The sequence below is a fragment of the Plantactinospora sp. BC1 genome, from assembly GCF_003030345.1.
In the GTDB taxonomy this organism is placed as follows: domain Bacteria; phylum Actinomycetota; class Actinomycetes; order Mycobacteriales; family Micromonosporaceae; genus Plantactinospora.
Genome location: NZ_CP028158.1, coordinates 404,109 through 426,236 on the forward strand (window position 1 = coordinate 404,109; position 22,128 = coordinate 426,236).

General features: G+C 70.5%; 20 protein-coding genes. 12 read left to right on the top strand and 8 right to left on the bottom strand.

Annotated elements, in window-relative coordinates:
* The first annotated feature begins 36 nt into the window (after positions 1-36).
* The 4 genes from C6361_RS01570 (at position 37) to C6361_RS01585 (ending at position 2,805) form a co-directional block, all read left to right on the top strand.
* Positions 37-336 carry an antibiotic biosynthesis monooxygenase gene (locus tag C6361_RS01570; protein WP_107259523.1) on the top strand — a complete coding sequence of 100 codons (300 nt, stop codon included), beginning with the start codon at positions 37-39 and terminating at the stop codon, positions 334-336.
* Entirely contained in the window at positions 336-1,361 is a 1,026-nt protein-coding gene (locus C6361_RS01575; protein ID WP_107259521.1) for an NADPH:quinone reductase, read from the top strand. The genes C6361_RS01570 and C6361_RS01575 overlap by 1 nt, the downstream gene beginning before the upstream one ends.
* Before the next feature lie 125 nt (positions 1,362-1,486).
* Positions 1,487-2,053 (top strand): RNA polymerase sigma factor, encoded by a 567-nt coding sequence (locus C6361_RS01580; protein WP_107266512.1) that lies wholly within the window; start codon positions 1,487-1,489, stop codon positions 2,051-2,053.
* The gene (locus C6361_RS01585; RefSeq protein WP_159079122.1) at positions 2,038-2,805 is read left to right on the top strand and encodes a hypothetical protein; all 768 of its coding nucleotides are present in this window, start codon (positions 2,038-2,040) and stop codon (positions 2,803-2,805) included. The genes C6361_RS01580 and C6361_RS01585 overlap by 16 nt, the downstream gene beginning before the upstream one ends.
* 150 nt (positions 2,806-2,955) lie before the next feature.
* Here C6361_RS01585 and C6361_RS01590 read toward each other — a convergent pair whose 3' ends face one another.
* The 5 genes from C6361_RS01590 to C6361_RS01610 form a co-directional block, all read right to left on the bottom strand.
* Positions 2,956-3,921 carry a DMT family transporter gene (locus C6361_RS01590; RefSeq protein ID WP_107259515.1) on the bottom strand — a complete coding sequence of 322 codons (966 nt, stop codon included), beginning with the start codon at positions 3,919-3,921 and terminating at the stop codon, positions 2,956-2,958.
* Between the two features lie 10 nt (positions 3,922-3,931).
* Positions 3,932-4,909 carry a BadF/BadG/BcrA/BcrD ATPase family protein gene (locus C6361_RS01595; RefSeq protein WP_107266513.1) on the bottom strand — a complete coding sequence of 326 codons (978 nt, stop codon included), beginning with the start codon at positions 4,907-4,909 and terminating at the stop codon, positions 3,932-3,934.
* Between the two features lie 5 nt (positions 4,910-4,914).
* Positions 4,915-6,171 (bottom strand): SIS domain-containing protein, encoded by a 1,257-nt coding sequence (locus C6361_RS01600; RefSeq protein ID WP_107266514.1) that lies wholly within the window; start codon positions 6,169-6,171, stop codon positions 4,915-4,917.
* On the bottom strand, positions 6,168-7,469 hold the full coding sequence (locus C6361_RS01605; protein ID WP_107270665.1) for a D-tagatose-bisphosphate aldolase, class II, non-catalytic subunit: 1,302 nt from the start codon (positions 7,467-7,469) through the stop codon (positions 6,168-6,170). The genes C6361_RS01600 and C6361_RS01605 overlap by 4 nt, the downstream gene beginning before the upstream one ends.
* Positions 7,470-7,861: 392 nt before the next feature.
* Positions 7,862-8,647, bottom strand: a complete 786-nt coding sequence (locus C6361_RS01610) for a GntR family transcriptional regulator (protein WP_199853197.1) — start codon at positions 8,645-8,647, stop codon at positions 7,862-7,864.
* A gap of 456 nt (positions 8,648-9,103) precedes the next feature.
* Here C6361_RS01610 and C6361_RS01615 point away from each other — a divergent pair, with 456 nt between their 5' ends.
* Positions 9,104-11,179: a glycoside hydrolase family 36 protein gene (locus C6361_RS01615; RefSeq protein ID WP_107266516.1), complete on the top strand. Its 2,076-nt coding sequence runs from the start codon at positions 9,104-9,106 to the stop codon at positions 11,177-11,179.
* A gap of 138 nt (positions 11,180-11,317) precedes the next feature.
* On the opposite strand, the gene C6361_RS01620 is transcribed toward C6361_RS01615, so the two are convergent.
* Positions 11,318-12,880, bottom strand: coding sequence for a non-reducing end alpha-L-arabinofuranosidase family hydrolase (locus C6361_RS01620; protein ID WP_107266517.1), 1,563 nt, complete (start codon positions 12,878-12,880; stop codon positions 11,318-11,320).
* Between the two features lie 469 nt (positions 12,881-13,349).
* Between C6361_RS01620 and C6361_RS36785 the strand changes: the two genes are divergently transcribed.
* From C6361_RS36785 to C6361_RS01640, 4 genes are all read left to right on the top strand, one after another.
* Complete coding sequence (locus C6361_RS36785; protein ID WP_159079123.1) at positions 13,350-13,820, top strand: hypothetical protein; 471 nt, start codon at positions 13,350-13,352, stop codon at positions 13,818-13,820.
* A gap of 39 nt (positions 13,821-13,859) precedes the next feature.
* On the top strand, positions 13,860-14,666 hold the full coding sequence (locus tag C6361_RS01630) for a MerR family transcriptional regulator (protein ID WP_234359263.1): 807 nt from the start codon (positions 13,860-13,862) through the stop codon (positions 14,664-14,666).
* A gap of 3 nt (positions 14,667-14,669) precedes the next feature.
* Positions 14,670-15,587 (top strand): hypothetical protein, encoded by a 918-nt coding sequence (locus C6361_RS01635; RefSeq protein WP_107266519.1) that lies wholly within the window; start codon positions 14,670-14,672, stop codon positions 15,585-15,587.
* 254 nt (positions 15,588-15,841) lie between these two features.
* Positions 15,842-16,303 carry a hypothetical protein gene (locus C6361_RS01640; protein ID WP_107266520.1) on the top strand — a complete coding sequence of 154 codons (462 nt, stop codon included), beginning with the start codon at positions 15,842-15,844 and terminating at the stop codon, positions 16,301-16,303.
* A gap of 25 nt (positions 16,304-16,328) precedes the next feature.
* On the opposite strand, the gene C6361_RS01645 is transcribed toward C6361_RS01640, so the two are convergent.
* Both C6361_RS01645 and C6361_RS01650 read right to left on the bottom strand, forming a co-directional pair.
* The gene (locus tag C6361_RS01645; RefSeq protein ID WP_107266521.1) at positions 16,329-17,561 is read right to left on the bottom strand and encodes an RNA polymerase sigma factor; all 1,233 of its coding nucleotides are present in this window, start codon (positions 17,559-17,561) and stop codon (positions 16,329-16,331) included.
* Entirely contained in the window at positions 17,558-17,929 is a 372-nt protein-coding gene (locus tag C6361_RS01650; RefSeq protein WP_107259499.1) for a YciI family protein, read from the bottom strand. Before C6361_RS01650 ends, C6361_RS01645 begins: the two co-directional genes overlap by 4 nt.
* 287 nt (positions 17,930-18,216) lie before the next feature.
* On the opposite strand from C6361_RS01650, the gene C6361_RS01655 reads away from it, so the two are divergent.
* The 3 genes from C6361_RS01655 to C6361_RS01665 all read left to right on the top strand — a co-directional run bounded on the left by C6361_RS01655 (position 18,217) and on the right by C6361_RS01665 (position 22,085).
* Positions 18,217-19,671, top strand: coding sequence for an MFS transporter (locus tag C6361_RS01655; RefSeq protein WP_199853198.1), 1,455 nt, complete (start codon positions 18,217-18,219; stop codon positions 19,669-19,671).
* Positions 19,672-19,869: 198 nt separating this feature from the next.
* Positions 19,870-21,057 carry a low temperature requirement protein A gene (locus C6361_RS01660; RefSeq protein ID WP_159079124.1) on the top strand — a complete coding sequence of 396 codons (1,188 nt, stop codon included), beginning with the start codon at positions 19,870-19,872 and terminating at the stop codon, positions 21,055-21,057.
* A 134-nt stretch (positions 21,058-21,191) separates the two neighbouring features.
* The gene (locus C6361_RS01665; protein WP_107259493.1) at positions 21,192-22,085 is read left to right on the top strand and encodes an SGNH/GDSL hydrolase family protein; all 894 of its coding nucleotides are present in this window, start codon (positions 21,192-21,194) and stop codon (positions 22,083-22,085) included.
* Positions 22,086-22,128: the final 43 nt, after the last annotated feature.

Below are 22,128 nucleotides of genomic sequence, written 5' to 3' on the forward strand. Positions count from 1 at the left end.
GGGCTGATCTCCGGTACCCGAACAGATCGAGGAGCCATGACCACCGTCGAAATCACCCGCTTCCGCGTGTCGGCGGCACACGCCGACGCACTGCTGGCCACTCGTCCGGCGATGCTGCGCGACTTCCAGACCGGTCGCGCCGGCTTCCTCGGCGCGCGCCTGATCCGACTGGCCGAGGACGAATGGCTGGACATCGTCTTCTGGCGCTCGTCCGAGGACTTCGCCGAGTCCCGGCGCCGGGGCGCCGACGAGCCCGGCATCCAGGCGTTCTTCTCGCTGATCAACGAGGTGATCAGCGTCGAGGAGGGCACCACCACCGAACCGGTGGGTGCCTGATGCGCGCGGCCTGGTACGACCGGCAGGGTCCGGCGCGCGAGGTGCTCCAGGTCGGTGAGTTGCCCGATCCGTGGCCGGGCGAGGGTGAGGTCCGGGTCCGGGTGTCGGTCTCCGGGATCCACGTCGGCGACCTGGGCAAACGACAGGGCTGGTGGGGGTCCACCATGCCGTTCGACCGGGTCGTACCGCACGGTGACGGCGCCGGAACGATCGACGCGGTCGGACCCGGCGTCGACCCGTCCCGGGTCGGCGAGCGGGTCTGGGTCTACCTCGCCCAGTCGTACCGCCCGTCCGGCACCGCCGCCGAATACACGGTGGTGCCCGCCCGGCACGCCGTGACGCTGCCTGCCGGCGTGCCGGACGAGCAGGCGGCCGGACTCGGCATCCCGGGGATCACCGCCCACCGGGCGATCTTCGGCGACGGGCCGGTGACCGGGCAACGGGTGCTCGTCACCGGTGCCCTCGGCGCGGTCGGCCGGGCCGCGTTGGCGGTTGCCCGCCGGGGCGGCGCCACCGTGATCGCCACGGTACGCAAGCCGGACCAGATGGAACCGGCACTCGCCGCAGGCGCGCACCACGTGGTGCCCACGGCCGGTGGTGACGTGGCCGCCCGGATCCTCGAACGCACCGGTGGAGAACCGATCGACCGGGTGGCGGAGCTGGCTTTCGACGCCAACCTGGCGACCAACCTGGAAATCCTCCGGTACGGCGGCGTGATCGCCACCTACGCCACCGGCGAGGCGGAGCCCCGAATCCCGTACTGGCCGCTCGGCTTCAAGAACATCACGGTGCGGTTCCTCAGCAACGACGACTTCCCGGAGTCGGCGAACGAGGCGGCCGCGACCGAACTGACGGCCGCGCTGGTCGACCGCGACCTGCGCTATCCGATCGCCGCCCGGCTGCCGTTGACCGAGATCGCCCAGGCACACGAACTGGCCGAAACGAGTTCGGCCAGCGGCCGGGTCGTCCTCGACATCGAAGACGCCCCGCAACGGCCCGCGCCTACGATCCCGAGCGCCGCCTGAGCGGCACGGAGCATCCGAGCGACCACCTCGCCCCGCCCGAGCCGGCGACACCGTACGTGAACCGGCGTGTGACAGCGGCCGCCGAGCCGGACAGGTAGGGGGTATGGACGACGAAGGAAACCCAGATGAGCGAAGCTGACCCTGGCGCCCGGGAGGAGCGTTTCCGTGCCCTGCACCTGGACACGTACCCGGATCTGCTGCGTTTCGTCGAGCGGCGGGTACCGACCGGCGAGGCCGAGGACATCGTGTCGACGGTCTTTCTGACCGCCTGGCGGCGCTTCGACGAACTGCCGGACGACACCCGGCCGTGGCTCTTCGCCGTGGCCCGCAGAACCATGGCGAATCAGGCGCGCGGCTGGCTGCGACGCCGAGCGCTGGACGTACGGCTGGGGTCGTCGGAGGCGCGCGAGTTCTCCGACGAATCCTCGGGTGCGGCGGTACGGATCGACCTGGCGCGCGCCTGGGCCGCCCTGAGCGCGGCGGACCGTGAGGTTCTGGCGTTGGTCGCGTTCGACGGCCTGACCGCCGAGCAGGCGGCCGTCGTGTTGGGCTGCCGGAGGTCGACGTTCGCGATGCGGCTCGGCCGGGCGCGACAACGGCTCCGGACCGCCCTGGAACCGGCCGGACCGGCCACCCGCTCGTCTCTCCGCCCCCACCCGCTCAAGGAGCAGCAGTCGTGGACCCAAGCATGAAGGACCTGGAGCAACTGGCCGTGCTCGACCCGGCGCGGCAGCGTACCCCCACCGAGCTGGAGTGGGCGCGCTCGCAGGCGTACGTCGAGCGGGTGATGGCCGGCGAGGTGACCCGGAAGCCGGCCCGGCGGCCGGTGCGGCGGTGGCTGGGGGTGGGCGTTGCCGCGGCGGCGGCGGGCGTCGTCGCGGCCCTGGCCGTGCCCGCGCTGCTGCCGGGCGCGGCCGAGCAGGCGATCGCGTCCTGGACGGCCACGCCCAGTTCGCGCACCGGCGAGCAGGTGCTGCCGCAGGCGCGGGCGTGCGGCGCGAACGAGGTCGGCGGCTCGTCGACGGTACGCCCGGCCGACGTGCTCCTGGCCGAGCAGCGCGGGGTCGCCACGCTGCTCATCCTGAAGAAGAGCAGCGGCAGCGTCGTGGAGTGCCTGAGCGTGGACGGGGACCAGTTCGCCTCCATGGCACTGGCCGACAGCCGGCCCCTGCCCGCCCCGCCGGCCAGCATGGTCAACCTGGAGACGATGAGTTCCCTCGGCAGCGGCGACAGCATGTGGTCGAACATCGTCGGCCTGGTGGGCCCGGGTGTCACCGGGGTGGAGGTGCGGCTCGACGACGGCCGGCTCTTCCGGGCCAGTGTGAAGGCCGGCTGGTGGGCGGCGTGGTGGCCGGGGCCCGAGGGGGGCGAGGTCGACCGCCTCACCGTACTCGTGCACACCGCCGACGGAACGACCGGCTACCGCCCCTCCGAACTGCCCTGAGTACCTCCGGCCGGGGCGGTCCCGACGGGGGTCGCCACGGCCGGACGGACACCGACCCGGTCACCACCCGATTCGATTCCCGCCGCCCGCGAATCCGGCCGCCGGTCCGGACCAGGTCCGGACCGGCGGCCGGCGGGGCCGCGCTGGCGGTTACGGTACGGCGACGTCCGGCGTGCCGTCCCGGTCGAGCGTGGTCGGGCTGGCCGCCCCCGCCGCCAGGGCCTCGCCGCGCTTCTCGTCGGCGTAGACCATCAGGGTGGAGCCGACGATGGCCAGCACGATGCCGATCGTGGCGTAGACCGACGGCACCTTCTGGTAGACGGCCAGCGAGAGGACCACGGTCAGCACCGGCGCCAGCGCGTTGGTCGTGGGGGCGACGATCGAGGCCTTGCCCCGGCTGAACGCCATCACCAGGAACAACGCGCCGACGGCGTTGAGCAGCTGGGTGACCGCGGCGAGGGACGGTGCCTGCCAGGGGGCGTCCAGCGCCAGGCCGCCGGCCATCCAGATGGCGATCGGCGCCAGCAGCAGGCCACTGATCGTCATCCAGGTGAAGGTGGTGGCGTCGTTGACCCCGACCGTGGCGGCCTTGCGCATGAAGTAGGCCTGCACACCCCAGGCGACACAGACCACGATGGCCAGGATCAGCCACGCTCCGCCGGTGGCGGATCCGTCGCCGTCGCTGACGCTGAACAGCACGACCGCGACCAGCGCGGCGACCGCGCCGACCATGGCGAGCCGGGGGATGCGCTCCCGCAGCAGCGCCATGGCCATCAGCACGGTGATCGCCGGGGACAGCGCGATCAGCGGGAAGATCAGGTAGGCCGGGCCGATGGTGAGCGCCTTGAACAGCAGCAACTGGCCGCCGGCACCGGTCAGGCCGACCAGCAGGCCGTAGCCGGCCGCGATGGGGCGGCGGTCCAGCCGGTTGCCGCGCAGCGCGGCGACGGCCGGGATGATCATGGTCAGCGACCAGACGACGTAGACCATGCCGTCGGGGTAGCCGTAGTCGCTGGTCGGGACGGCGGAGAAGGCTCCCCAGACGCCCCAGAAAAGTACGAGCAGTCCCGCGTACGGGATCCAGCTCCGGCTGATGCGGGAAATAGTCGTTGGCATCTGCGCCTCCTCAGGCAGCGGTGGCGGGCGGGGCGGTCCGGAGATGCTCGAGCGCGTCTGCGCGGAGCGGGCTGCGGGCCTGTTTCGCGGCGTAGAGCGCCGCACCGACAACCGGTGGGTACATCGGCTGACGAAGGTCGTACCGGTCGTGCAGCGTGTGCAGGTGCGCCCGGAACTCCGCGCGCACCTGTGCTGCGTTGAAGGTGCCGCCGGAGTAGGAGACCAGCACCTGCTCGTCTGCGGAGTAGCCGAGCCGGCTCCGGGTGGTCTCCACCAGATGGGCGAGTTCCCGGCCGGCCTCGGCCAGGATCGCCGCGGCCGCCTCGTCGCCCCGGTCGGCGGCGCCGGTGACCAGGGCGCTCAGCGCCGCGATTTTGCCGCGATCGCCGTGCCACCGGTTCAGCACGACGTCGATCAGGTCCAGGTCCGCGGCGAGCTTCAGATGGTCGCGCAGGACGTCCAGGAGCGGGCCGGCGGGCTGCCGACCGTCGCTCATCCGGGAGAACGCCTGGAGGCCCCGGATGGCGATCCAGTACGCCGAGCCCTCGTCGCCGAAGAGTTCGCTCCAGCCGCCGACGCGCAGGCCACGACCGGCCCGCTCGCCGTAGGTCATCGATCCGGTACCGCTGATCACGTTGATGCCGTCCACGGCGCCCAGCGAACCGGACCAGCCGCAGACCATGTCGTTGTCCACCCGGTACCGGTGGTGGCCTAGGATCTCCCGTGGCAGCGCGTCCAGCGTGCCGACGTCGTCGCTGACCTCGCCGTAGGTCGGGATGCCGAAGAACGCGAAGTCGATCTCGGCCGGGGTGATGCCGGCCGTCGCGCAGACGGCGCCGACGCCCTCCTTGAGGACCCGGGTGACCAGGTCGATGCCTTCGCCGAAGTAGTAACTGCTCGCGGTCGTCGCCTGGGCCACGATCGTGCCGTCCGCCCTCAGTAGGCAGAAGGCGGTCTTGGTGCCGCCGCCGTCCACGCCGAGGAACATCTGTCTCACCTCCGTGTGGCGTTGCTGCCGGCGTAGGCTCGGTCGCCGTCCGGGCCGGGGGAGTGGAGTCGGGCCGCCGGTGTCGTCGGCCCCGCCGTGTGCTGGCCGGCCAGGGGGTACATGATCGCGCCCTGGACGACCCGGTTGACCTCCCCGCCCGGAAAGGGGTTGTCCGGGGTACAGCCGAGCGCCAGGGAGAAGTGCAGGCCGATCAGCTGCGCGCAGATCACCGCCGGCAGTGCCAGCGCGGCGTCGTCCACGTCACCGACGTCGGGCAGGAGCCAGCCGTTGTCGTCGTCCCCGGCTCGCCGCCCGGCACGGCCGGTGACGGTGACGAGGTTCCGCTCGGGGATCACCCGCAGCAGCTCGGCCACCATGTCCCGGTCGTACTGGCTGGTGTACGGGTCGTTCGACTCGTAGCTGACGACCAGGGTCTGCTCGTTGAGTACGGATTTCGGCCCGTGCCGGAAGGCCAGCGCGGTTTCGGCCAGCGCCACCGCGCGACCGGCGGTCAGCTCCAGGACCTTCAGGGCGGATTCCCGGGCCAGGCCGTGCAGGGCACCGCTGCCGAGGTAGACGACCCGGGAGTAGCCCCGGGCGGCGAGGTCGGCGGCCGCGGCCGGCCGGGTGGTCAGCAGCTCCTCGGCCGCGCCGGCGAGCCGCTCCACCAGGGCGTCGTCGGGGCCGCCGAGGGCGAGCAGGCCGGCCAGCACCATGCCGGTGAAGCTGGACGTCATCGCGAAACCCCGGTCGTTGGCGGCTTCGGGCAGCAGCAGCACCTGCGAGGTCGACCGGTCGGCGTGCTGGCGGGCGAGCTTCCCCTGCCCGTTGCAGGTCACCACCAGGTGCCAGCAGTCGGTCAGTACCTCGGTGGCCAGTTCGGGGGCGGTGACGCTCTCCGGACTGTCTCCGGAACGGGCGAAGGAGACCAGCAGGGTCGGGACGTCCTCGGCGAAGCAGGCCAGCGGGTCGGCCACGATGTCGGTGGTGGCGACGGCCTCCACCCGGCGACCCAGCCGCCGGCGCAGTGCCGGCGCCAGCACCTCCCCGACGTACGCGGAGGTGCCCGCTCCGGTGAGCACGATGCGCAGCTCGGGCCGTTCGAGCAGCGGCTTGAGAAACGTGGCGGTCGTCGTACCCGATTCCGCCGCCATCCGGCCGATCTGCCGCCACACGGCCGGCTGCTGGGCGATCTCCCGGCTGGTGTCGAGGGCGCCGAGCCGGCGCAGGTGCTCGGGGTCGTGGCCGAGGAGGGTGCTCATGCCGCCCGCCCCGGTCGCGCGGGGGTGGTCGCCTGGCGGTAGCCGCGCAGGACGTCCCGGATCCGGTCGAGGACGAGTTCGCCGGGATGGTTGCCGAGGGTGCCGTCGCGGACCCGCCGGTACTGGTCGGGAAGGTACTGGCTGAGCAGCGGCAGTGGGATCTCCCGGCCGGTCAGGTTGGCCAGCAGTCGCCGCTGCGCGCCCTCGATCTCCGGGTCCGGCCAGTAGTAGCGCATCCGGTCGCTGTAGCTGTACCGCCGGGCGAGGCGCTGCTCGGCGGCGCCGCCGGTGTAGTACTTCGCCCACTGTCCCGGCTCGGCGCGCATCCGCTGCTCGACCACCTCCGGCAGGTTCGAGCGATCCTGCTCCGCGACGAGTTCGGCCTCGATCGCGGCCAGCGCGAAGAGGGCCTCCCGGAGCGCGAAGGTCAGCCCGGGTCCGACCTTGAGCACGGCCCAGTGGTCCTCGACCAGGGCGGCGAGTCGCGGGACGGTCTGGTAGTCGGTGGAGTGCGCCTCGAAGACCATCGTCGGCTCGTCGTCGAGGACCCGCTGTAGGTCCTTGGTGCGGTCCCGGTCGTAGTCCACCACCCGAAGGTGGTCGAACTCGACGCCCGGCTGCACCACCAGGGCGATCACCTGGGGCCAGACCTCTTCGAGGCCCTGCGCGGCGAAGGCCGCCCGGTGCCGGGCCAGGGTGGCGCGGGCCGACTCGGCGGTGGTGGGCAGGAGTTCCTCGATCGTCTCCTCGGCACCGCCGGGCACCGGGACCTCGGTGCCGATGACGTACCGGAGTTCCCCGGTCCGGCCGATCGCGGCGGCGGTCCGCTCGGCGACCGCGAGCATCCGGGCGGCCCGGGCGGCCATCACCTCGTCGGGCAACGGGGTCGGATCGTCCGCACAGGGGTAGCTGCAATCAAGGTGGATCTTGGTGAATCCGGCTTCGACGTACGCCGCGACGAGCACGTCGACGCGGACCATGGCCTGCTCCGCCGGCAACGACCGCCACCGGTTCGGGCCCAGGTGGTCGCCGCCGAGAACGATCCGCTCCCGAGCCAGCCCGGCCCGGTCGGCGGCCCGGTACACCAGGTCGCGGAAGTCTGCCGGTCGCATACCGGTATAGCCGCCGTCCTGGTCGACCTGGTTCGAGGTCGCCTCGATCAACAGCAGGTCGCCGTCCTCCCGGGCCTGTGCCATCGCGGCCTCCAGGACCAGTGGATGGGCGGAGCAGATCGACGTGATGCCGACCGGTTCCCCCCGTTTGTGCAGGGCGATGACCGTGTCGAGCGGGTTGTTCACGGGCGACTCCTCCTCCTCGGCGTTCCGAAGCTGGTAATGGACCATACTGGTATTCGTTCTGGTCGGCTACTGTCTAGATGGTCGCAATCTGGTACGGCGCACCTGGAGTGGGAGCCGACCACGGCCGGTGGGTCGTCGCAGCCGGGCCCAGCCGCGAACCGAGGCGTCGAACAGAGGCGTCGGACAGCGCCGTCGGACGGCGGCGGCACGGCCTACCGAGGTGAAGTGGGGTGGCGACCTGCCGCGGCCGGTACCGCTACCGACCGTCCATCATCGACAGACCGGCCGACCACCCGCCGGAACGGGTCGGCGCGGCGCCGGGCGACCGCTTTCCGGCGGCCGGTGATACGGCGGCGACCCGCCCTGCTCCGGCTACCGCCCGGCGGCCGTCGTCACCGATTGGTGATGGAGGCTCGGAAGCGGTAGCGGTCGCCCCGGTAGACCTGGGTGGTCAGCTCGATCGGCCGGCCCGCCTGGTTGAAGGTGAGCGTGGTGGCGACGAGCATCGGCATGGTCTCGGCGATCTCGAACAGCTCGATCTCGCGTGGCGTCGGGTGGCGGGCTTCGCACGAGTAGTCGGCGACGCGCGGCATCTGCGGCGGGTCCGCCGCGCGCAGCGTGGCGTAGAGCGAGGCGGCGTTGAAATCGGTCTCGGCCAGGGCCGGGCAGGCGGCCAACGGCAGCCGGTTGTGTTCGAGTACCACCAGCAGGCCGTCGAGGAAGCGCAGGCGGTGGAGGTCGAAGAGGTCGGCGCCGGGAGCGATGCGGAGACTCTCGGCCTCGGACACCGTCGCCGGGCGAACCGTGGCGGAGAGAACCCGGCTGCTCGGCGTCAGACCGTTGAGCCGGGCGAAGTCGGCGAGGCCCTGCACCTGGGGGGCTGCCGTGGTGGGCGCCGTCGCCGGCTCGGGGAACTGGTCGAGGTCGGCGACGAACCATCCCCGCGAGGACGCCGGTCGTACGACGCCGCGGGCCTCCAGGTCGGCGAGGGCGGCTCGCAGTGTCACGCGCGAGACGGCGTACCGGGTCGCCAGCGCCCGCTCGGAGGGCAACCGGTCACCTGCGCGGGCGGCGGAGGCACGTAGGTCGTCGAGTAGCTGTCCGGCGGTGCGCTCGTAGAGCGGAAGCGCGTCGTCGGCGAACAGGCCACGGGGCATCCGCGTCCTCGCAACAGTCATACCAGCCAACCATACCAGTTCAGTCGATCCTGCGGCCGGTCGCCCGCAGGCGGCCCACCGGCTCGGGTCGGACCAGGGTGGCCAAACCAGGAAACTACCGAGAACCGGCCATTGACAAGCCAAGACTATACCACTTACGTTCGTCGAGCAGACCATCCCGCAGCGAACGGGGAACGCTCGATGAGTGAGCTTCTGCTCGATCCTGTCGCCGCCAGCGTGCCGGGTCGACGGTTGACATCCCTCCGGTCTGCTCCGCGCATCCACCCGTGAACCAGACGGCGGTGCGGCAGTCCGTTGGAACCACCCTGACCTCGCTTCGACACCGCAGGCCGTACCGGCCCGTTCGGGGGCGCCCGATCTAGATGATCAACAACGGGTGAGCGAACGGCGCGCCTGGTTGTCGAAAGCTGCGCAACAAGCCCGAAGGTGCGCAACGAGCCCGAAAGAGAGTTCGACATGACCGAGATGAAGCGGCGGAGCGTACTGAAGGTGGCACTGGGCGGCGCCGGCCTGGCCGCGTTGCCTGCCCTGACCACGGGTGTGGGCGCCACACTCGCAGCCGCCGCGCCGAACCGTGGTCCCGACGTCGTCGGGGTCGGCGACACCTCCATCACCCTGGAGTTCGACGACAAACTGCACACCCGGGTGGCCCTGAAGGGCGTCGACGTCACGCGCTTCGACGCCAGCGAAGCCCTGCTGCTGGGCGGTACGACCGTCGCCGACTTCCGCTACCGCGGACACCAGACCCGCCGTAGCCGGCACCCCCGGCACGGCGCGGGCGTGACGGTGACCGTCCGGGGCGACTCCAGGGCGGGCGTACGCAAGACGGTGGAGCTGACCTCCTACCAGCGGCTGACCGGAATGATCGTGATGAGGGTGACCTACACCAACATCTCCGGCGCCGAGTTGACGGTCACCGGGTGGCGCAGCGGCGCGCACGAACTGCTGGAGAAGCCCGGCGGCTTCTACACCTTCTCGGGTACCACCTACGAGGACCGTCGCGACTGGGTCCAGCCGGTGCCGGACGGCTTCGACCAGAAGAACTCGCTGGGGATGGACTCCTCCGACTACGGCGGCGGTACCCCGATGGCCACCGTCTGGCGTTCCGGCGCCGGCATCTCCGTCGGGCACGTCGAGCCCGTGGCGAGGATCCTGCGCCTGCCGGTCCGCAAGACCCGCGACGGCGCGAGCATCGCCGTCGAGGGCGACACCCCGGTCACCCTGAAGCCGGGCCAGGAGTTGGCGACCGACACCACGTTCCTGACCGCCCACCCGGGCGACCACTTCGTGCCGCTCCAGCGCTATCGCGACTACATGAGCGACATCGGCCAGCGGGCTCCCCGGTCACCGAAGTCCGCCTTCGACCCCATCTGGTGCGCCTGGGGCTACGAGCGCGACTTCACCGTCGAGCAGGTCATCGCGACGCTCCCCAAGGTGCGCGAGGTCGGCCTCAAGTGGGCCGTCCTCGACGACGGCTGGCAGACCAACGAGGGCGACTGGGACCTCAACCCGGCGAAGTTCCCGCGCGGCGAGGCGGACATGCGCGCCTTCACCAGGCGGATCCGGGACGCCGGCCTGCGGCCGCGGCTGTGGTGGGCCCCGCTGGCGGCCGATCCGGAGAGCAACCTGTTCAAGGAACGCCCGGACATGCTCCTGCTGGACCGGGACGGCAAGATGCAGAAGGTGACCTGGTGGAACGCCTGGACGCTCTGCCCGGCGTACCAGCCCACGGTGGACTACTTCGTCGCGCAGGTGAAGAGGTTCATCCGAGACTGGGGCTACGAGGGACTCAAGATCGACGGCCAGCACCTCAACGGCGTCACACCCTGCTACAACCCGGCGCACCGGCACGCCCGCCCCGAGGAGTCGACCGAGGGCCTGGCGCAGTTCTGGAAGGCGGTGTACGAGGCCGCGCACCGGGCGAACCGCGACGCGGTCGTCGAGCTCTGCCCCTGCGGCACCGCCTTCGCCTTCCACAACCTGCCCTACATCGACCAGTACCCGGGCTCCGACCCGACCTCGTCGTACCAGGTGCGGACCAAGGGCAAGACGATGAAGGCACTGATGGGCGAGGGCGCCAGCTATGCCGGCGACCATGTCGAACTGAGCGACGGCGGCGACGACTTCGCGTCGAGCTACGGCGTGGGCGCCGTCCTGTCGACCAAGTTCACCTACCCGACGGGCCCGGACGAGGAGAACGTGCTCACCCCGGAGAAGGATGCGCTCTGGCGTAAGTGGGTGAGCCTGTACCAGCGGCACATGCTGCCCGCCGGGGAGTACCGGGGCGACCTGTACGACATCGGGTTCGACAAGCCCGAGGCGCACGTGGTGACCAGGCGCGGGACCCTGCACTACGCCTTCTACGCCGACCAGTGGGACGGGACGGTCGAGTTGCGCGGCCTGGGCCGGGGGAGGTACCGGCTGACCGACCCCTTCAACGGCGTCTCGCTGGGCACCGTCGACGCCCGGCACAACACGGTGCGGCTGACCTTCGAGAAGTTCCAGCTCGTCGTGGCGGAGCCCGTCGGCTGACCGGGTCGCACCGTTGCGCCTGCCGAGCAGGGGCGCCGGCGGTGGGAGATCCGTTCGGGTCTCCCACCGCCGGCGCGGCGTTCTCCTGCTCAAGCGCCACGGGCCCCAGGCGCTGCGACAGCTCGCCCGATCACGCCGTCAGCGTTGCAGGGTCAGCAGGCCGGGCCGGTAGGGCAGCAGGCCGTAGTCGCCGCCGGAGTTGGGGGAACGCCCCTGGTAGAGCAGCTGTAGGTTGCAGGGATCCACCGTCATCGTCTGGTCCGCGTTGCTGCGGATCAGTTCGCCGTGACTGATGTCGTTGGTCCAGGTGGCGCCGCTGTTGGCCTTGCCGGCGAAGGGGTTGCCCTCGGTCGCGGCCTGCGGGGTCCAGGTGCCGCCCAGGCTGGTGGCGGTGAACGAGCGGAAGTACCGGCCCTGTGCGCCGATCGCCTCGACGAGCATCAGGTACCGGTTCTGGCCCTGGAGCTTGTAGACCTGGACGCCTTCGAAGAGGTTGTTCGTCGAGTCGGTCATGATCGTCGTGTAGTTCGAGCCGAAGCTGCCCGGGAAGTTCCCGATCGGCATGCTGGCCCGGTAGATCCGGCCGTTGTCCCCGGCGAAGAAGAGGTACATGTTCGTACCGTCACCGATGACCGCCTGGTCGATCGGTCCGGTGCCGGAGTTGGAGATGCTGCCGGTGAAGAGCGTCTGGGGTGCCGACCAGCTGTTCACGTTGGTGGGGTCGGTCGAGGTCCGGTAGGAGAAGGCGGGTCCACCCCACTGGTAGGCGAGCACCCAGACGTTGCGCGGGGCGAAGTAGAACAGCGACGGCGCGACAGCGGCGAACGGCATCGCGTTCTGGCTCGCCGACCCCATCTCGGACCAGTTCGTGAAGAGGCCGAAGTTCATCGAGCCCCACGTCGTTCCGGTGTCGTGCGTCGTCGCGTAGACCAGTTGCCTGCCGTTGTAGGGAGCATGGGTGAAGTCCTTCAGCGACACCCACCCCGACCTCGGCTGCGCCAGCGCCCCGGTCGACGACCACCGGTACGTCGACGGAAGGTTGCAGCTGCCCGTCGGCGGCGGCGTCGTCGGCGGCGTGGTGGGGGTGCCGCCGCCGTTGAGGCGTACCAGTTGCCACTGCTGGTTGGTGCCGTTCCAGTCGTCGTACTGGACGACGTTCCCGCCGTCGGCGGTCGAGGCGCCCTGCACCTCCACCACCCGGTTGCTGTTCCGGTTGATCAACCGGACGTAGCCGCCGTCGGAGTCGGCCAGCCGGAACTGCTGGTTGGCCCCGTTGCTGTCGGCCCACTGCACGATGTTGGCACCGTTGGCGGTCGACCAGTTGTAGACGTCCAGCACCTTGCCGGAGAGCCGGGACCGCAACCGGTAGTAGCCACCGCCGGAGTCCACGAACTGCCACTGCTGCTGGTTGCCGTCGTTCCGCGCCCACTGGGTGATCCGCGCGCCGTCGTTCGTGGCCAGGTTGTACACGTCCAGGGCCTTGCCGCTGTTCCGGTTGACCAGCACGTACCACGCGCTCGTGTCGACCGTCGCAGCCGACGCCGGAGCCGGACCGAACGCGACCGCCGCGGTAGCGACGAGGGCGGACACCACGGCGACGACGAGCCCGGACCGCCAGCGGCGTCGCGGGACGCGGACCGTACCCTGGCAGGCCGGTCCTGGAGCCGGCGTGACTGGTGGCGCCTGCGCCACGACATCCATAGTCTTTCTCCTTTGCCGGAACCACCCGGGCGCGGTACGCCACGCGTGGCGGTGGTGGGGTTCCTCGCATTCCCTGGACGGCACGGAAGCGTGGCTGACCGGCGACGCCGTCCGTCATTTCGGTGTGACGGCATGGGCGTCTTCATTGCCCGGCCACGCTTTCGCGCTCTCCTCCCGGGTGCGGAAACCGAACAGTGTTACCGCTAACATGACCGGCCGCATGGCCTCACGGGCATCAAGTGAGACATGGGAGAGCCGCTCAGGCGACGGATGTACGGCATATTGCCAGACTGTTTCGAGGTATTCAAGGGGTGAACATCAATGCGTGTACCGCAGCTGGCATCCGTACGACCGACGGCGCCCTACTTCGGAGAACCCGACGTTTACCGCGTTGGCTGATAACATCTTTCGGCACAGAGAATCGAATCGATGCGGGAAATCAAACCGCGAGTTCTTGTTATCGATGCCGGTGTCGGAAGGTCGCGACTCTCCCGACGCCCGGGGGTGGCGTTCACGTTGGCTCCGGGGCGAGCCGTCCGGACCGCTCGTCGTCACCGGGGCGGACGACGGCAGGTGCGTCCCGCTTCGATCACCTGGGAACACCCGCACCCGCGCCACCCACACCAGCGGTCAACTCGCCGACCTGCTCAACACCGCCGGCCTGACCACCGGCATGGGCAAGCCCTACACCGCCGCCAACATGGCGTCCCTGCGGCACGTCTACAAGATCCCCGGGCCCCGGACCGTCGCGGTCCACGACGGCGAAGTCAGCGTCAAACAGGCGGCCACCGAACTCGGCATCCCCGCCGACGCGGTCTACAACTGGCTGCGCCTCGGTCAGGTACCCGCCCGCCGCGGTCCCAGCGGACGCTGGTGCATCCCCTGGGACCCGGCCACCCGGGAGATCTACCGGCAGGATGAAGAAGGCGGAGGCGGATGAGCTTGACCTCGCCCCAAGGGAATGGCCCACGCTGGGCGGGTGAACGACGCGGAACTCATGCTGCCCGGCGAGTTCGGCGCAGCGACCCGGCTGTCGTCGAAGGCGCTGCGGCTCTACGCCGAGCAGGGCCTGCTGGTACCGGCCGGCATCGACCCGGCCACCGGCTACCGCCGCTACCACCGTGACCAGATCGCCCGCGGTCGGCTGATCGCACGGCTGCGCACCTTCGATCTGCCGCTGGCGCGCATCGCCACTCTGATCGAGCTGAGCCCAGAACGTCGCCAGGCCGAGCTGCGCGCATGGCTGGCCGCCCAGGAGGCTCAATTGCGGCGCCGGCGCGACCTGATCGAGGCCCTCGACGGTGCCGCCGCACCGATCACCGCCCCTCCGAGACTGCGAGTGAGGCCACCACGCAAGCTGTTGTGCCAGGAACGGCGCGTGCACATCGGCGAGCTGGACACCTTCGTCACCGACGCGCAGCAACGCATCCGCGCCCGGCTGCAGGCGACCGGCCTGCCGCACGACGGGCCGACCCTGGTGCACTTGCACGGATTCGTCACCCACGACGGCGACGGACCGGTCGAGGTCGCGGTGCCGTTCACCGGCTCCATCGAACCCGTCGACGACCTGCGGATCCGGCTGTCGCCGGCCGGCACCGACGTCTACCTGCCGGTCGCCGAAGCCGACGCCGGGTTCCCCGACATCCTGCGCGCCTACGAGACGTTGGAGGCGTGGATCGACGCGAACCACGTGCTCAGCCTTGCCAGCCCGGTCGAGATCCGGCCCGGCACCGACGGCGCGCTCCTCGACGTCACCTACCCCATCTCGACCAGCGAAAGAGGCTGAACCATGCATCCCTACATCGGTTCCGGGCCCTACTGCTACGCCAACTCGCTGGCCATGGCCCTGGGCCCCGCGGCGCCCTCCCCGTCGATCATCGAAGTGCTGACCGGCTCGCCGTTCGGTATGCACCTGCTCGGCGGGCGGGTGCCGCTGTTCGACCCGTACGGCTGGGACGACCGCGGTATCGACGACGCGATCGCGCTGCTCGGCTGGACCTGCCGACGGCAAAGCGCGGACGACAGCGAACAAGCCCTGGCCAACCTTGAGGAAGCGGTTAAGACCGGCCCCGTCCTGGCCGGACCGCTGGAGATGGGCCTGCTGCGTCACGTGCCCGGAATGACCGGGCCGATCGGGTCGGACCACTTCGTTGCTGTCCTGGAAGCCGACGACACGCTGGTCCGGTTCCACGATCCGTACGGCTGCCCCTACGCGACCCTGCCCACCAAGGACTTCCTGGCCGCATGGCGCGCCGACACGATCACCTTCTACCACGCTGAGCCGTACACGATGCGTGGCAACTTCCAGCGGGTCCGCGAGATCACCACCGAGGCAGCGCTGCGCGCGGCCCTGCCCGCAGCGGTCGCCTGGCTGCGCGGGCGCGACGACCTCACCGTGCCGCCCGGCACCATCAGCGGCGCCGCCGCCGTACACCGCCTCGCTGACCTGGTCACCGACGGACTTGACCCTGAGACGCACGATCACCTGACGCATTTCGCGATCCGGGTCGGCGCTCGACGGCTCACCAACGCCGCAACAGCGCTCACCAGCCTCGGCCGGGACGAACCCGCCGTAATCGCTACCCAGCAGGCCCGGCTGATCGGCAGCCTCCAGCACGACATCGTCGGCGGACACACGGAATCCGCCACCCGAACGTTGCGGCAGCTCGCTCCGACCTACGACCAACTGGCTGCCGTGCTCGGCTGACACCGCCATGCCCAGAGCGCCCAGCCGACGGTAACCTCCAATCACGACGGTCCGAGCTGTCGGTGGCCGCGGCGACCCTCCGCCTACCAGACAACCGATGCCGTTCGAATCCGAACAACAACCGCAGAGAAGGCAGTATGAAGCGCCCGTCGGCGAGGACGTCGACGCTCCAGCTCCGACTACCAGCGACGACCGCGCGCGTGCGGTGTCCGGGCCGCGGTGGTCACGTTCCGGAGCCCCGATACGCTGACGCGATGGACGTCGAGGCCCTCCGCTGCCGCCCGCTTCGGCGGCTGGCCGGACTACCAGGCCCGCTGTGGCTGACCTTCCATGTGCTGCTCTACCTCGGGGTGGGCGCGGTGGGCATCGCCCTGTGGGATGTCAGGTCCGGCGCGGCCCTCAGCCAAACCCTGGCTGCGATGCTCGTCGGGGTCCTGTGGTTCAGTCCGCTGGTGGTCTTCGTGAGCGTCGCGGCCACCTTCTGCCTGGGTGTGCTGCGCCTGCTGACCACCGCCCGCTGGTACTGGTTCAGGTTGGCCGCGGTGCTGCTCTTCGCGGTGCCGTTCCCGTTGTTGGTGCTGGGCGTCAACGGGCCGGAGACCGCGCTGCCGGTGGCCGCTGTCCAGTTGGCGACGGCGCTGCTCATCGTCCAGCCCAGGAGAGGGTCGGACGGCTGGGCGGACCGGGATCCCGTCATGCGGGACCATCACTGGTGACGGCTCCGGATCGCCGCAACCCACCTCAGCCGTGCCCGGGTCGGATCGTCGCTTTCACCCGGCTGGCCCGGGACTCCAGGTAGCGCTGTTCGGCGAGGCTGGCGGTGGCCTTCGCGGCACGCCGGTAGTGCTGGTACGCCCCGGCCGTGTCGCCGACCCGCTCCAGCAGATGCGCCCGTACGGACAACAGCCGGTGATTCCCGGCCATCCGTCCGTCACCGTCGAGTGTGGAGAGCAGGGCCAGTCCGGCCGACGGGCCCTCGATCTCGGCGAGCGCGATCGCCCGGTTGAGGGTCACCATCGGATTCGGTGCGATCCGTTCCAGGATCAGATAGAGGGCGTGCACCTGCCGCCAGTTCGTCTCCTCGGCGGTGGTCGCGTCGTCGTGGGTGGCGGCGATGGCGGCCTGTAGCTGATAGGGGCCCAGCGCCGGGCCGGCCAGCGACGCCTTGACCAGCTCGGTGCCCTCCTCGACGAGGGCACGGTCCCACTTCGTGCGGTCCTGCTCGTCCAGCGGCACCAGGTCACCGGTTGCGGTGGTCCGTGCTCTCCAGCGGGCGTGTGTCAGCAGCATCAGCGCGAGCAGCCCGGTCACCTCGTCGTCCCGGGGCAGCTGTGCGTGCACCAGTCTGGCCAGCCGGATCGCCTCGTGCGCGAGGTCGACGCGGTGCAGGTCGGCGCCCGAGGAGGCGGTGTACCCCTCGTTGAAGATCAGATAGAGCACCTGTAGGACGGCGCGTAGCCGCTCCTCCCGCTCCGCACCCTCCGGCAGCCGGAACGAGCTGCCGGCGGCCCTGATGCGTTGCTTGGCCCGGCTGATCCTGGCCGCCATCGTGGCCTCCGGCACCAGGAAGGCGCGGGCGACCTCGGCGGTGGTGAGGCCGCCGACCGCCCGCAGCGTCAGGGCGATCTGTGATGCCGGGGTCAGCGTCGGATGGCAGCACAGGAAGAGCAGGACGAGCGTGTCGTCGGTGTCCGGTACCTCCTCGGGCGCCGGTTCGACGGCGGCGGCCGACTCGCGCTCGCGGCGCGCGCGGTCGCTGCGCATCTCGTCGATGAGCCGCCGGGTCGCGACGGTCAGCAACCAGCCGCGCGGGTTGTCCGGAACTCCCTCGGCCGGCCACTGCACGGACGCGGCGAGGACGGCCTCCTGCACGGCGTCCTCACATCCTTCGAACTGGCCGTGCCGGCGCACCAACACGCCGAGGACCTGCGGCGTGAGTTCGCGCAGCAGGTCCTCGAACGCTCGTGCCGTCATGCCTCCAATTGTCCGTCGGCGAACATCACCTGCCGCACCTCGACCCCCAGGCCCTCGATCGCGCTGTCCGGGATCTGCGACGCCAGCTCGATCGCCCGCTCCCGGCTCTCGCAGTCGATCAGGTAGAAACCGCCCAGATACTCCTTGGACTCCACGAACGGTCCGTCGGTGACCACGGGCTGACCGTTCCGGACCGCCACCACGGCCGCCTGGGAGGGGTCGACCAGCGCCAGCGTGTTGATCAACTCTCCGGACTCCTTCAGCGCCTCGATGAACCTGCCGTGGCCGTCGCCGATCGCCGCCGTCTCCTCGTCGGTCAGCGCGTCCAGCACCGCCGGGTTGATATGCAGGCTGATCAGGAACTTCATCTCGTACTCCTCGTGGTTCGCGAGCCCGCTCCGGGCCCTTGCGCCGGTTGGTCGGAGCCGCCGCCGTCGGCTTGACATCCCGGACGACCTCCGGACGAGTTTTTCAGCGTCGCACCGTCCCGACCGCGAGGTCGCCCCCTTCCGGCACCCCCGCCGGACAGGATCCGAGGGATCCGGTCCAGCGATGTCAAGAAGCTCCCGACGGCTCCGACCGGCTGGCAAAGGTCGAGAGAACAGGAAGTTTCGGATATGCGAGTCAACCGGGGTGGTGGGGACTGACGATCCTGATGATGCCGACATTCCTCGTCGCGGTGGACCTGACGGCGCTGCTCCTCGCGCTGCCACGGCTGAGCGCCGACCTGGGCGCCACCAACATCCAACAGCTCTGGATCAGCGACAGTTACGGACTTCTGGCGGCGGGCCTGGTCATCACCATGGGTACTCTCGGTGACCGGATCGGTCGCCGACGGCTGCTCATGATCGGCGGAGCCGCCTTCGCGGTGCTGTCGGTCGTCGCCGCCTTCGCGGTCAGCCCGCTGATGCTGATCGTCGCGCGGGCACTGCTCGGCGTCGCCGGGGCGACCCTGGCCCCGTCCACCCTTGCCCTGATCATGAACATGTTCCGCGACGAAGGAGAGCGCGGCCGGGCCATCGCGATCTGGGCGTCCTGTCAGTTCACCGGGGGCGCGCTCGGTCCCGTACTCTCCGGGTTCCTGCTCCAGCACTTCTGGTGGGGCTCGGTCTTCCTGGCCGCCGTACCGGCGATGCTGCTGCTCCTGCTCGCCGGGCCGTTCCTGCTGCCGGAGTTCCGCGGTGACCGGGCCGGCCGGCTGGACCCGGTCAGCGTCGGGCTGTCGCTCGTGGCGGTGCTGCTGATGGTCTACGGCGTCAAGCAGTTGGCCGTCGAGAGCGTACCGGTGGTGCCCCTGGTGGCCCTGGTCGTCGGCGGGCTCACCGGGTTCCTCTTCGTACGCCGGCAACTGCGGCTGGCGGCGCCGCTGCTGGACCTGCGGCTGTTTCACCACCGACCCTTCACCGCGGTGATCGTCGCGCTGGTCTTCGCGGGCGTCGCGATGGCCGGTACCGGCCTGCTGGTGACCCAGTACCTCCAGAACGTGCTCGGCTTCTCGCCGGTCGCCTCGGCGTTGCTCTTCGCACCGATGGGCCTCGGCGTGGCGGTCGGCACCATGGCCGCACCGGCGCTGGCCCGCCGGACAGGGCGGCGGGCCGCGATCGCCGGTGGGCTGGTGGGGTCGGCCCTGGGCAGCCTGCTGCTGGTCGGCGTGCCCGGTGCGGGCGCGCTGTCGACAGTGATGATCGGCATCACCGTGCTGGCGCTGGGCACCGGTCCGCTGTTCGCGCTCGGCACCGGGCTGGTCGTCGGGTCCGTACCCCCGGAGCGCGCCGGTTCGGCGGCGTCGATGTCGGAGACCGGCAACTATCTCGGTGGATCGCTCGGCTTTGCCCTGCTGGGCGTGGTGGCCGCGGTGGTCTACGACAGCCGGATGGGCGGCACCTCCGACTCGCTGGCCGGCGCGGTCGCCGCCAGTCAGCACCTGCCCAGCGGCCAGGGCGCGGAACTGCTGCACAACGCGCGGGAGGCGTTCACCGTCAGCCTGCACGTCACCGGCCTCATCAGCGCGATCATCTTCGCCGGGCTCGCCGTCCTGATCCTGGCGATGCGTCCGGGGACCCGGAGCACCCCGGCCACGGTTCCCGAATACGAGACGACGCCCGCATAGCACCTCGCGGCAGCGCAGGGGCGGAGTTCGGCCAGACGGTTGGTCGGGGAGAGGGGACGTAGCTGACCTCGGCGGTCGGTGGCCGGCGCTTCCGGTCGGGGTGGTGCGCCGGGTGGGGACTGTGTGCGCAAAGGCGGCGTGGCGACTCTCCGAACATGGTACTAATTTCGACAGATTTGTCGGGAGAGACGGGGAGCGGTGTCGCAGGCTCGGTCGGGGTGGATCCTGCGCGGTCAGGAGACTCCCCGCCGGATCTCCTACCTGGAACTCCTCTTCGACCTGGGCCTCATCGTCGCACTCACCCGGCTCTCCGACCGCCTGACCGGCGCCCTCGGCTGGGACCACGTGCTGGAGACCCTGGTCCTGCTCGCCGCGATCTGGTGGGTCTGGACGGTCACCGCGTACACCACCGACTGGTACGACCCCGGCCTGCCGCTGGTGCAGTTGATCGTCATCGGTGTCCTCTTCGGCGGGCTACTGATGTCCCTCGCCGTCAGCAGCGCCTTCGAGGGACGCAACGGCGTCGCCTTCGCCGGGGCGTACGTGGGCCTGCACCTCTGCCGTGGGCTCATCCTGATCACCGCGCTGCGCGGCCACGCGCTGCGGATGCGGGCCATGCGGGTACTCGTCTGGTTCTGCGTGACCGGCGTGCTGTGGCTGGTCGGGGCGTTCCTGCCCAGTACCTGGCGGTTGGTCTTCTGGGCGGTCGCGATCACGACGGACTTCGCGGTCGGCTTCTTCGGCTATCCGCTGCCCCGGTTCGGCCGGTCGGGTGTCGAGGAACTCCGGGTCGGCGGCGAGCACCTGTCGGAACGGTACCGGCAGATGTTCATCGTCACCCTGGGCGAGATCATCCTGGTCGGGGTGCGGCAGTACGGCGACCCGCCCTTCGTTTCACTGAAGACGGCGGGCGTGGTCCTGCTCTTCGTGATGACCGTGACGATGTGGCGGATCTACATCGTCTACGTCGCCGAACACTTCGCCACCGGAATCGACCGGGCCACCAACCCCGGCCGGATCGCGCTGGTCGCCGCCTATGCGCACCTGGTCATGGTGGCCGGCGTCGTGCTGGTCGCCGCCGGTGGTGACATCGTCGCCAAGGACCCCACCGGGAGCGCCGATCCCACCCAACTCTCCGTCGTGGTCGCCGGGCCGGTGGTCTTCCTCGCCGGCCGCACCGTCTACGCGCTGGTGGTCTTCCGGGCGATGCTCTGGCGGCTGCCGATCGGCGTCGTCGCCCTGGTGCTGGCGGCGGTGTTGACCCGAGACTTGCCACCACTCGCGATGAACGCCGTCATCGCCGCCGGAATGATGGTGATCGCCTTCGTTCCGCACTTCGGCCGGCCGGTGTACCGCACCCACTGGAACATCTGTACCCGTTGGTGAACGGCCGGCACGGCGCGCAGCGTTCCGCACGTCCACACCTCGGGCCATTTAGTGAGGACCATCCATATTGACGTGTGACGTTGGTCGGCGACAGGATCTCGACACCACCACCAGCGTGATCCTCTGGAGGCGCCATGACCCGTCCCCGCCTGCGGCTCCTGCGCACAGCCACCCGGCTGGCCGCACTCGCCGTAGCCACCGCCGGCGTACTGCTCACCGTCGCCACACCCGCCAGCGCCGCCGTACCCACCGGCCGCTACGTCGCGCTGGGTGACTCGTACACCGCCGGTCCGCTGATCCCGACCCAGGTCGACCTGAACTGCCTCCGGTCCAACCGCAACTATCCGTCGCTGGTGGCCGCCTCCGCCGGATCGTCGTCGTTCGCCGACGTGAGCTGCTCCGGCGCCACCACGGAGGACATCCTGCAGGCTGGCAGCGGCCAGTTGGGCATCACGGTGCCACCGCAGCTCAGCGCGGTCACCGCGAACACGGCGCTGGTGACGGTACAGATCGGCGGCAACGACATCGGCTTCTCCGGCATCATCAGCGCCTGCGCGGAGGCGAGCCTCAGCAGTCCGCTCGGGTCGCCGTGCAAGAACCGGTACACCAGCGGAGGCACCGACCAGTTGCAGGCCCGGATCGCCGCTACCGCGCCGAAGGTGACCGCCGTGCTCCAGGCTGTCCGCCAGGCCGCGCCGAGCGCGCGGGTGGTGGTGCTCGGGTACCCGGCGATCGTGCCGGACAGCGGAAACGGCTGCTGGCCGGTGGTCCCGATCGCCTACCAGGACGTGCCGTACCTGCGCGGCATCGCCAAGTCGCTCAACGCGATGCTGGCCAACACCGCGACCGCGAACGGCGCCACCTACGCCGACGTCTACACCCCGTCGATCGGCCGTGACGCCTGCAAGAGCAGCGGGACCCGATGGGTCGAGGGTCTCGTGCCGCAGAACTCGGCCGCCCCCTTCCACCCGAACGCCCGTGGTGAGCAGGGCATGGCCACCGCCCTGCTCGCGACGCTGAACGGCTGACCACGCCCGCAATCGACGCACCGGCCGTCCCCCGGTGACACGC

Excerpts from the sequence above, each read along its gene's own strand:
- C6361_RS01570 (WP_107259523.1), top strand. The coding sequence starts at position 37 with ATGACCACCGTCGAAATCACCCGCTTCCGCGTGTCGGCGGCACACGCC.
- C6361_RS01645 (WP_107266521.1), bottom strand. The coding sequence starts at position 17,561 with ATGACGGCACGAGCGTTCGAGGACCTGCTGCGCGAACTCACGCCGCAG.
- C6361_RS01620 (WP_107266517.1), bottom strand. The coding sequence starts at position 12,880 with ATGGATGTCGTGGCGCAGGCGCCACCAGTCACGCCGGCTCCAGGACCG.
- C6361_RS01595 (WP_107266513.1), bottom strand. The coding sequence starts at position 4,909 with ATGTTCCTCGGCGTGGACGGCGGCGGCACCAAGACCGCCTTCTGCCTA.
- C6361_RS01590 (WP_107259515.1), bottom strand. The coding sequence starts at position 3,921 with ATGCCAACGACTATTTCCCGCATCAGCCGGAGCTGGATCCCGTACGCG.
- C6361_RS01640 (WP_107266520.1), top strand. The coding sequence starts at position 15,842 with ATGGACGTCGAGGCCCTCCGCTGCCGCCCGCTTCGGCGGCTGGCCGGA.
- C6361_RS01575 (WP_107259521.1), top strand. The coding sequence starts at position 336 with ATGCGCGCGGCCTGGTACGACCGGCAGGGTCCGGCGCGCGAGGTGCTC.
- C6361_RS01580 (WP_107266512.1), top strand. The coding sequence starts at position 1,487 with ATGAGCGAAGCTGACCCTGGCGCCCGGGAGGAGCGTTTCCGTGCCCTG.
- C6361_RS01600 (WP_107266514.1), bottom strand. The coding sequence starts at position 6,171 with ATGAGCACCCTCCTCGGCCACGACCCCGAGCACCTGCGCCGGCTCGGC.
- C6361_RS01610 (WP_199853197.1), bottom strand. The coding sequence starts at position 8,647 with ATGACTGTTGCGAGGACGCGGATGCCCCGTGGCCTGTTCGCCGACGAC.
- C6361_RS01615 (WP_107266516.1), top strand. The coding sequence starts at position 9,104 with ATGACCGAGATGAAGCGGCGGAGCGTACTGAAGGTGGCACTGGGCGGC.
- C6361_RS01665 (WP_107259493.1), top strand. The coding sequence starts at position 21,192 with ATGACCCGTCCCCGCCTGCGGCTCCTGCGCACAGCCACCCGGCTGGCC.
- C6361_RS01655 (WP_199853198.1), top strand. The coding sequence starts at position 18,217 with ATGATGCCGACATTCCTCGTCGCGGTGGACCTGACGGCGCTGCTCCTC.
- C6361_RS01650 (WP_107259499.1), bottom strand. The coding sequence starts at position 17,929 with ATGAAGTTCCTGATCAGCCTGCATATCAACCCGGCGGTGCTGGACGCG.
- C6361_RS01635 (WP_107266519.1), top strand. The coding sequence starts at position 14,670 with ATGCATCCCTACATCGGTTCCGGGCCCTACTGCTACGCCAACTCGCTG.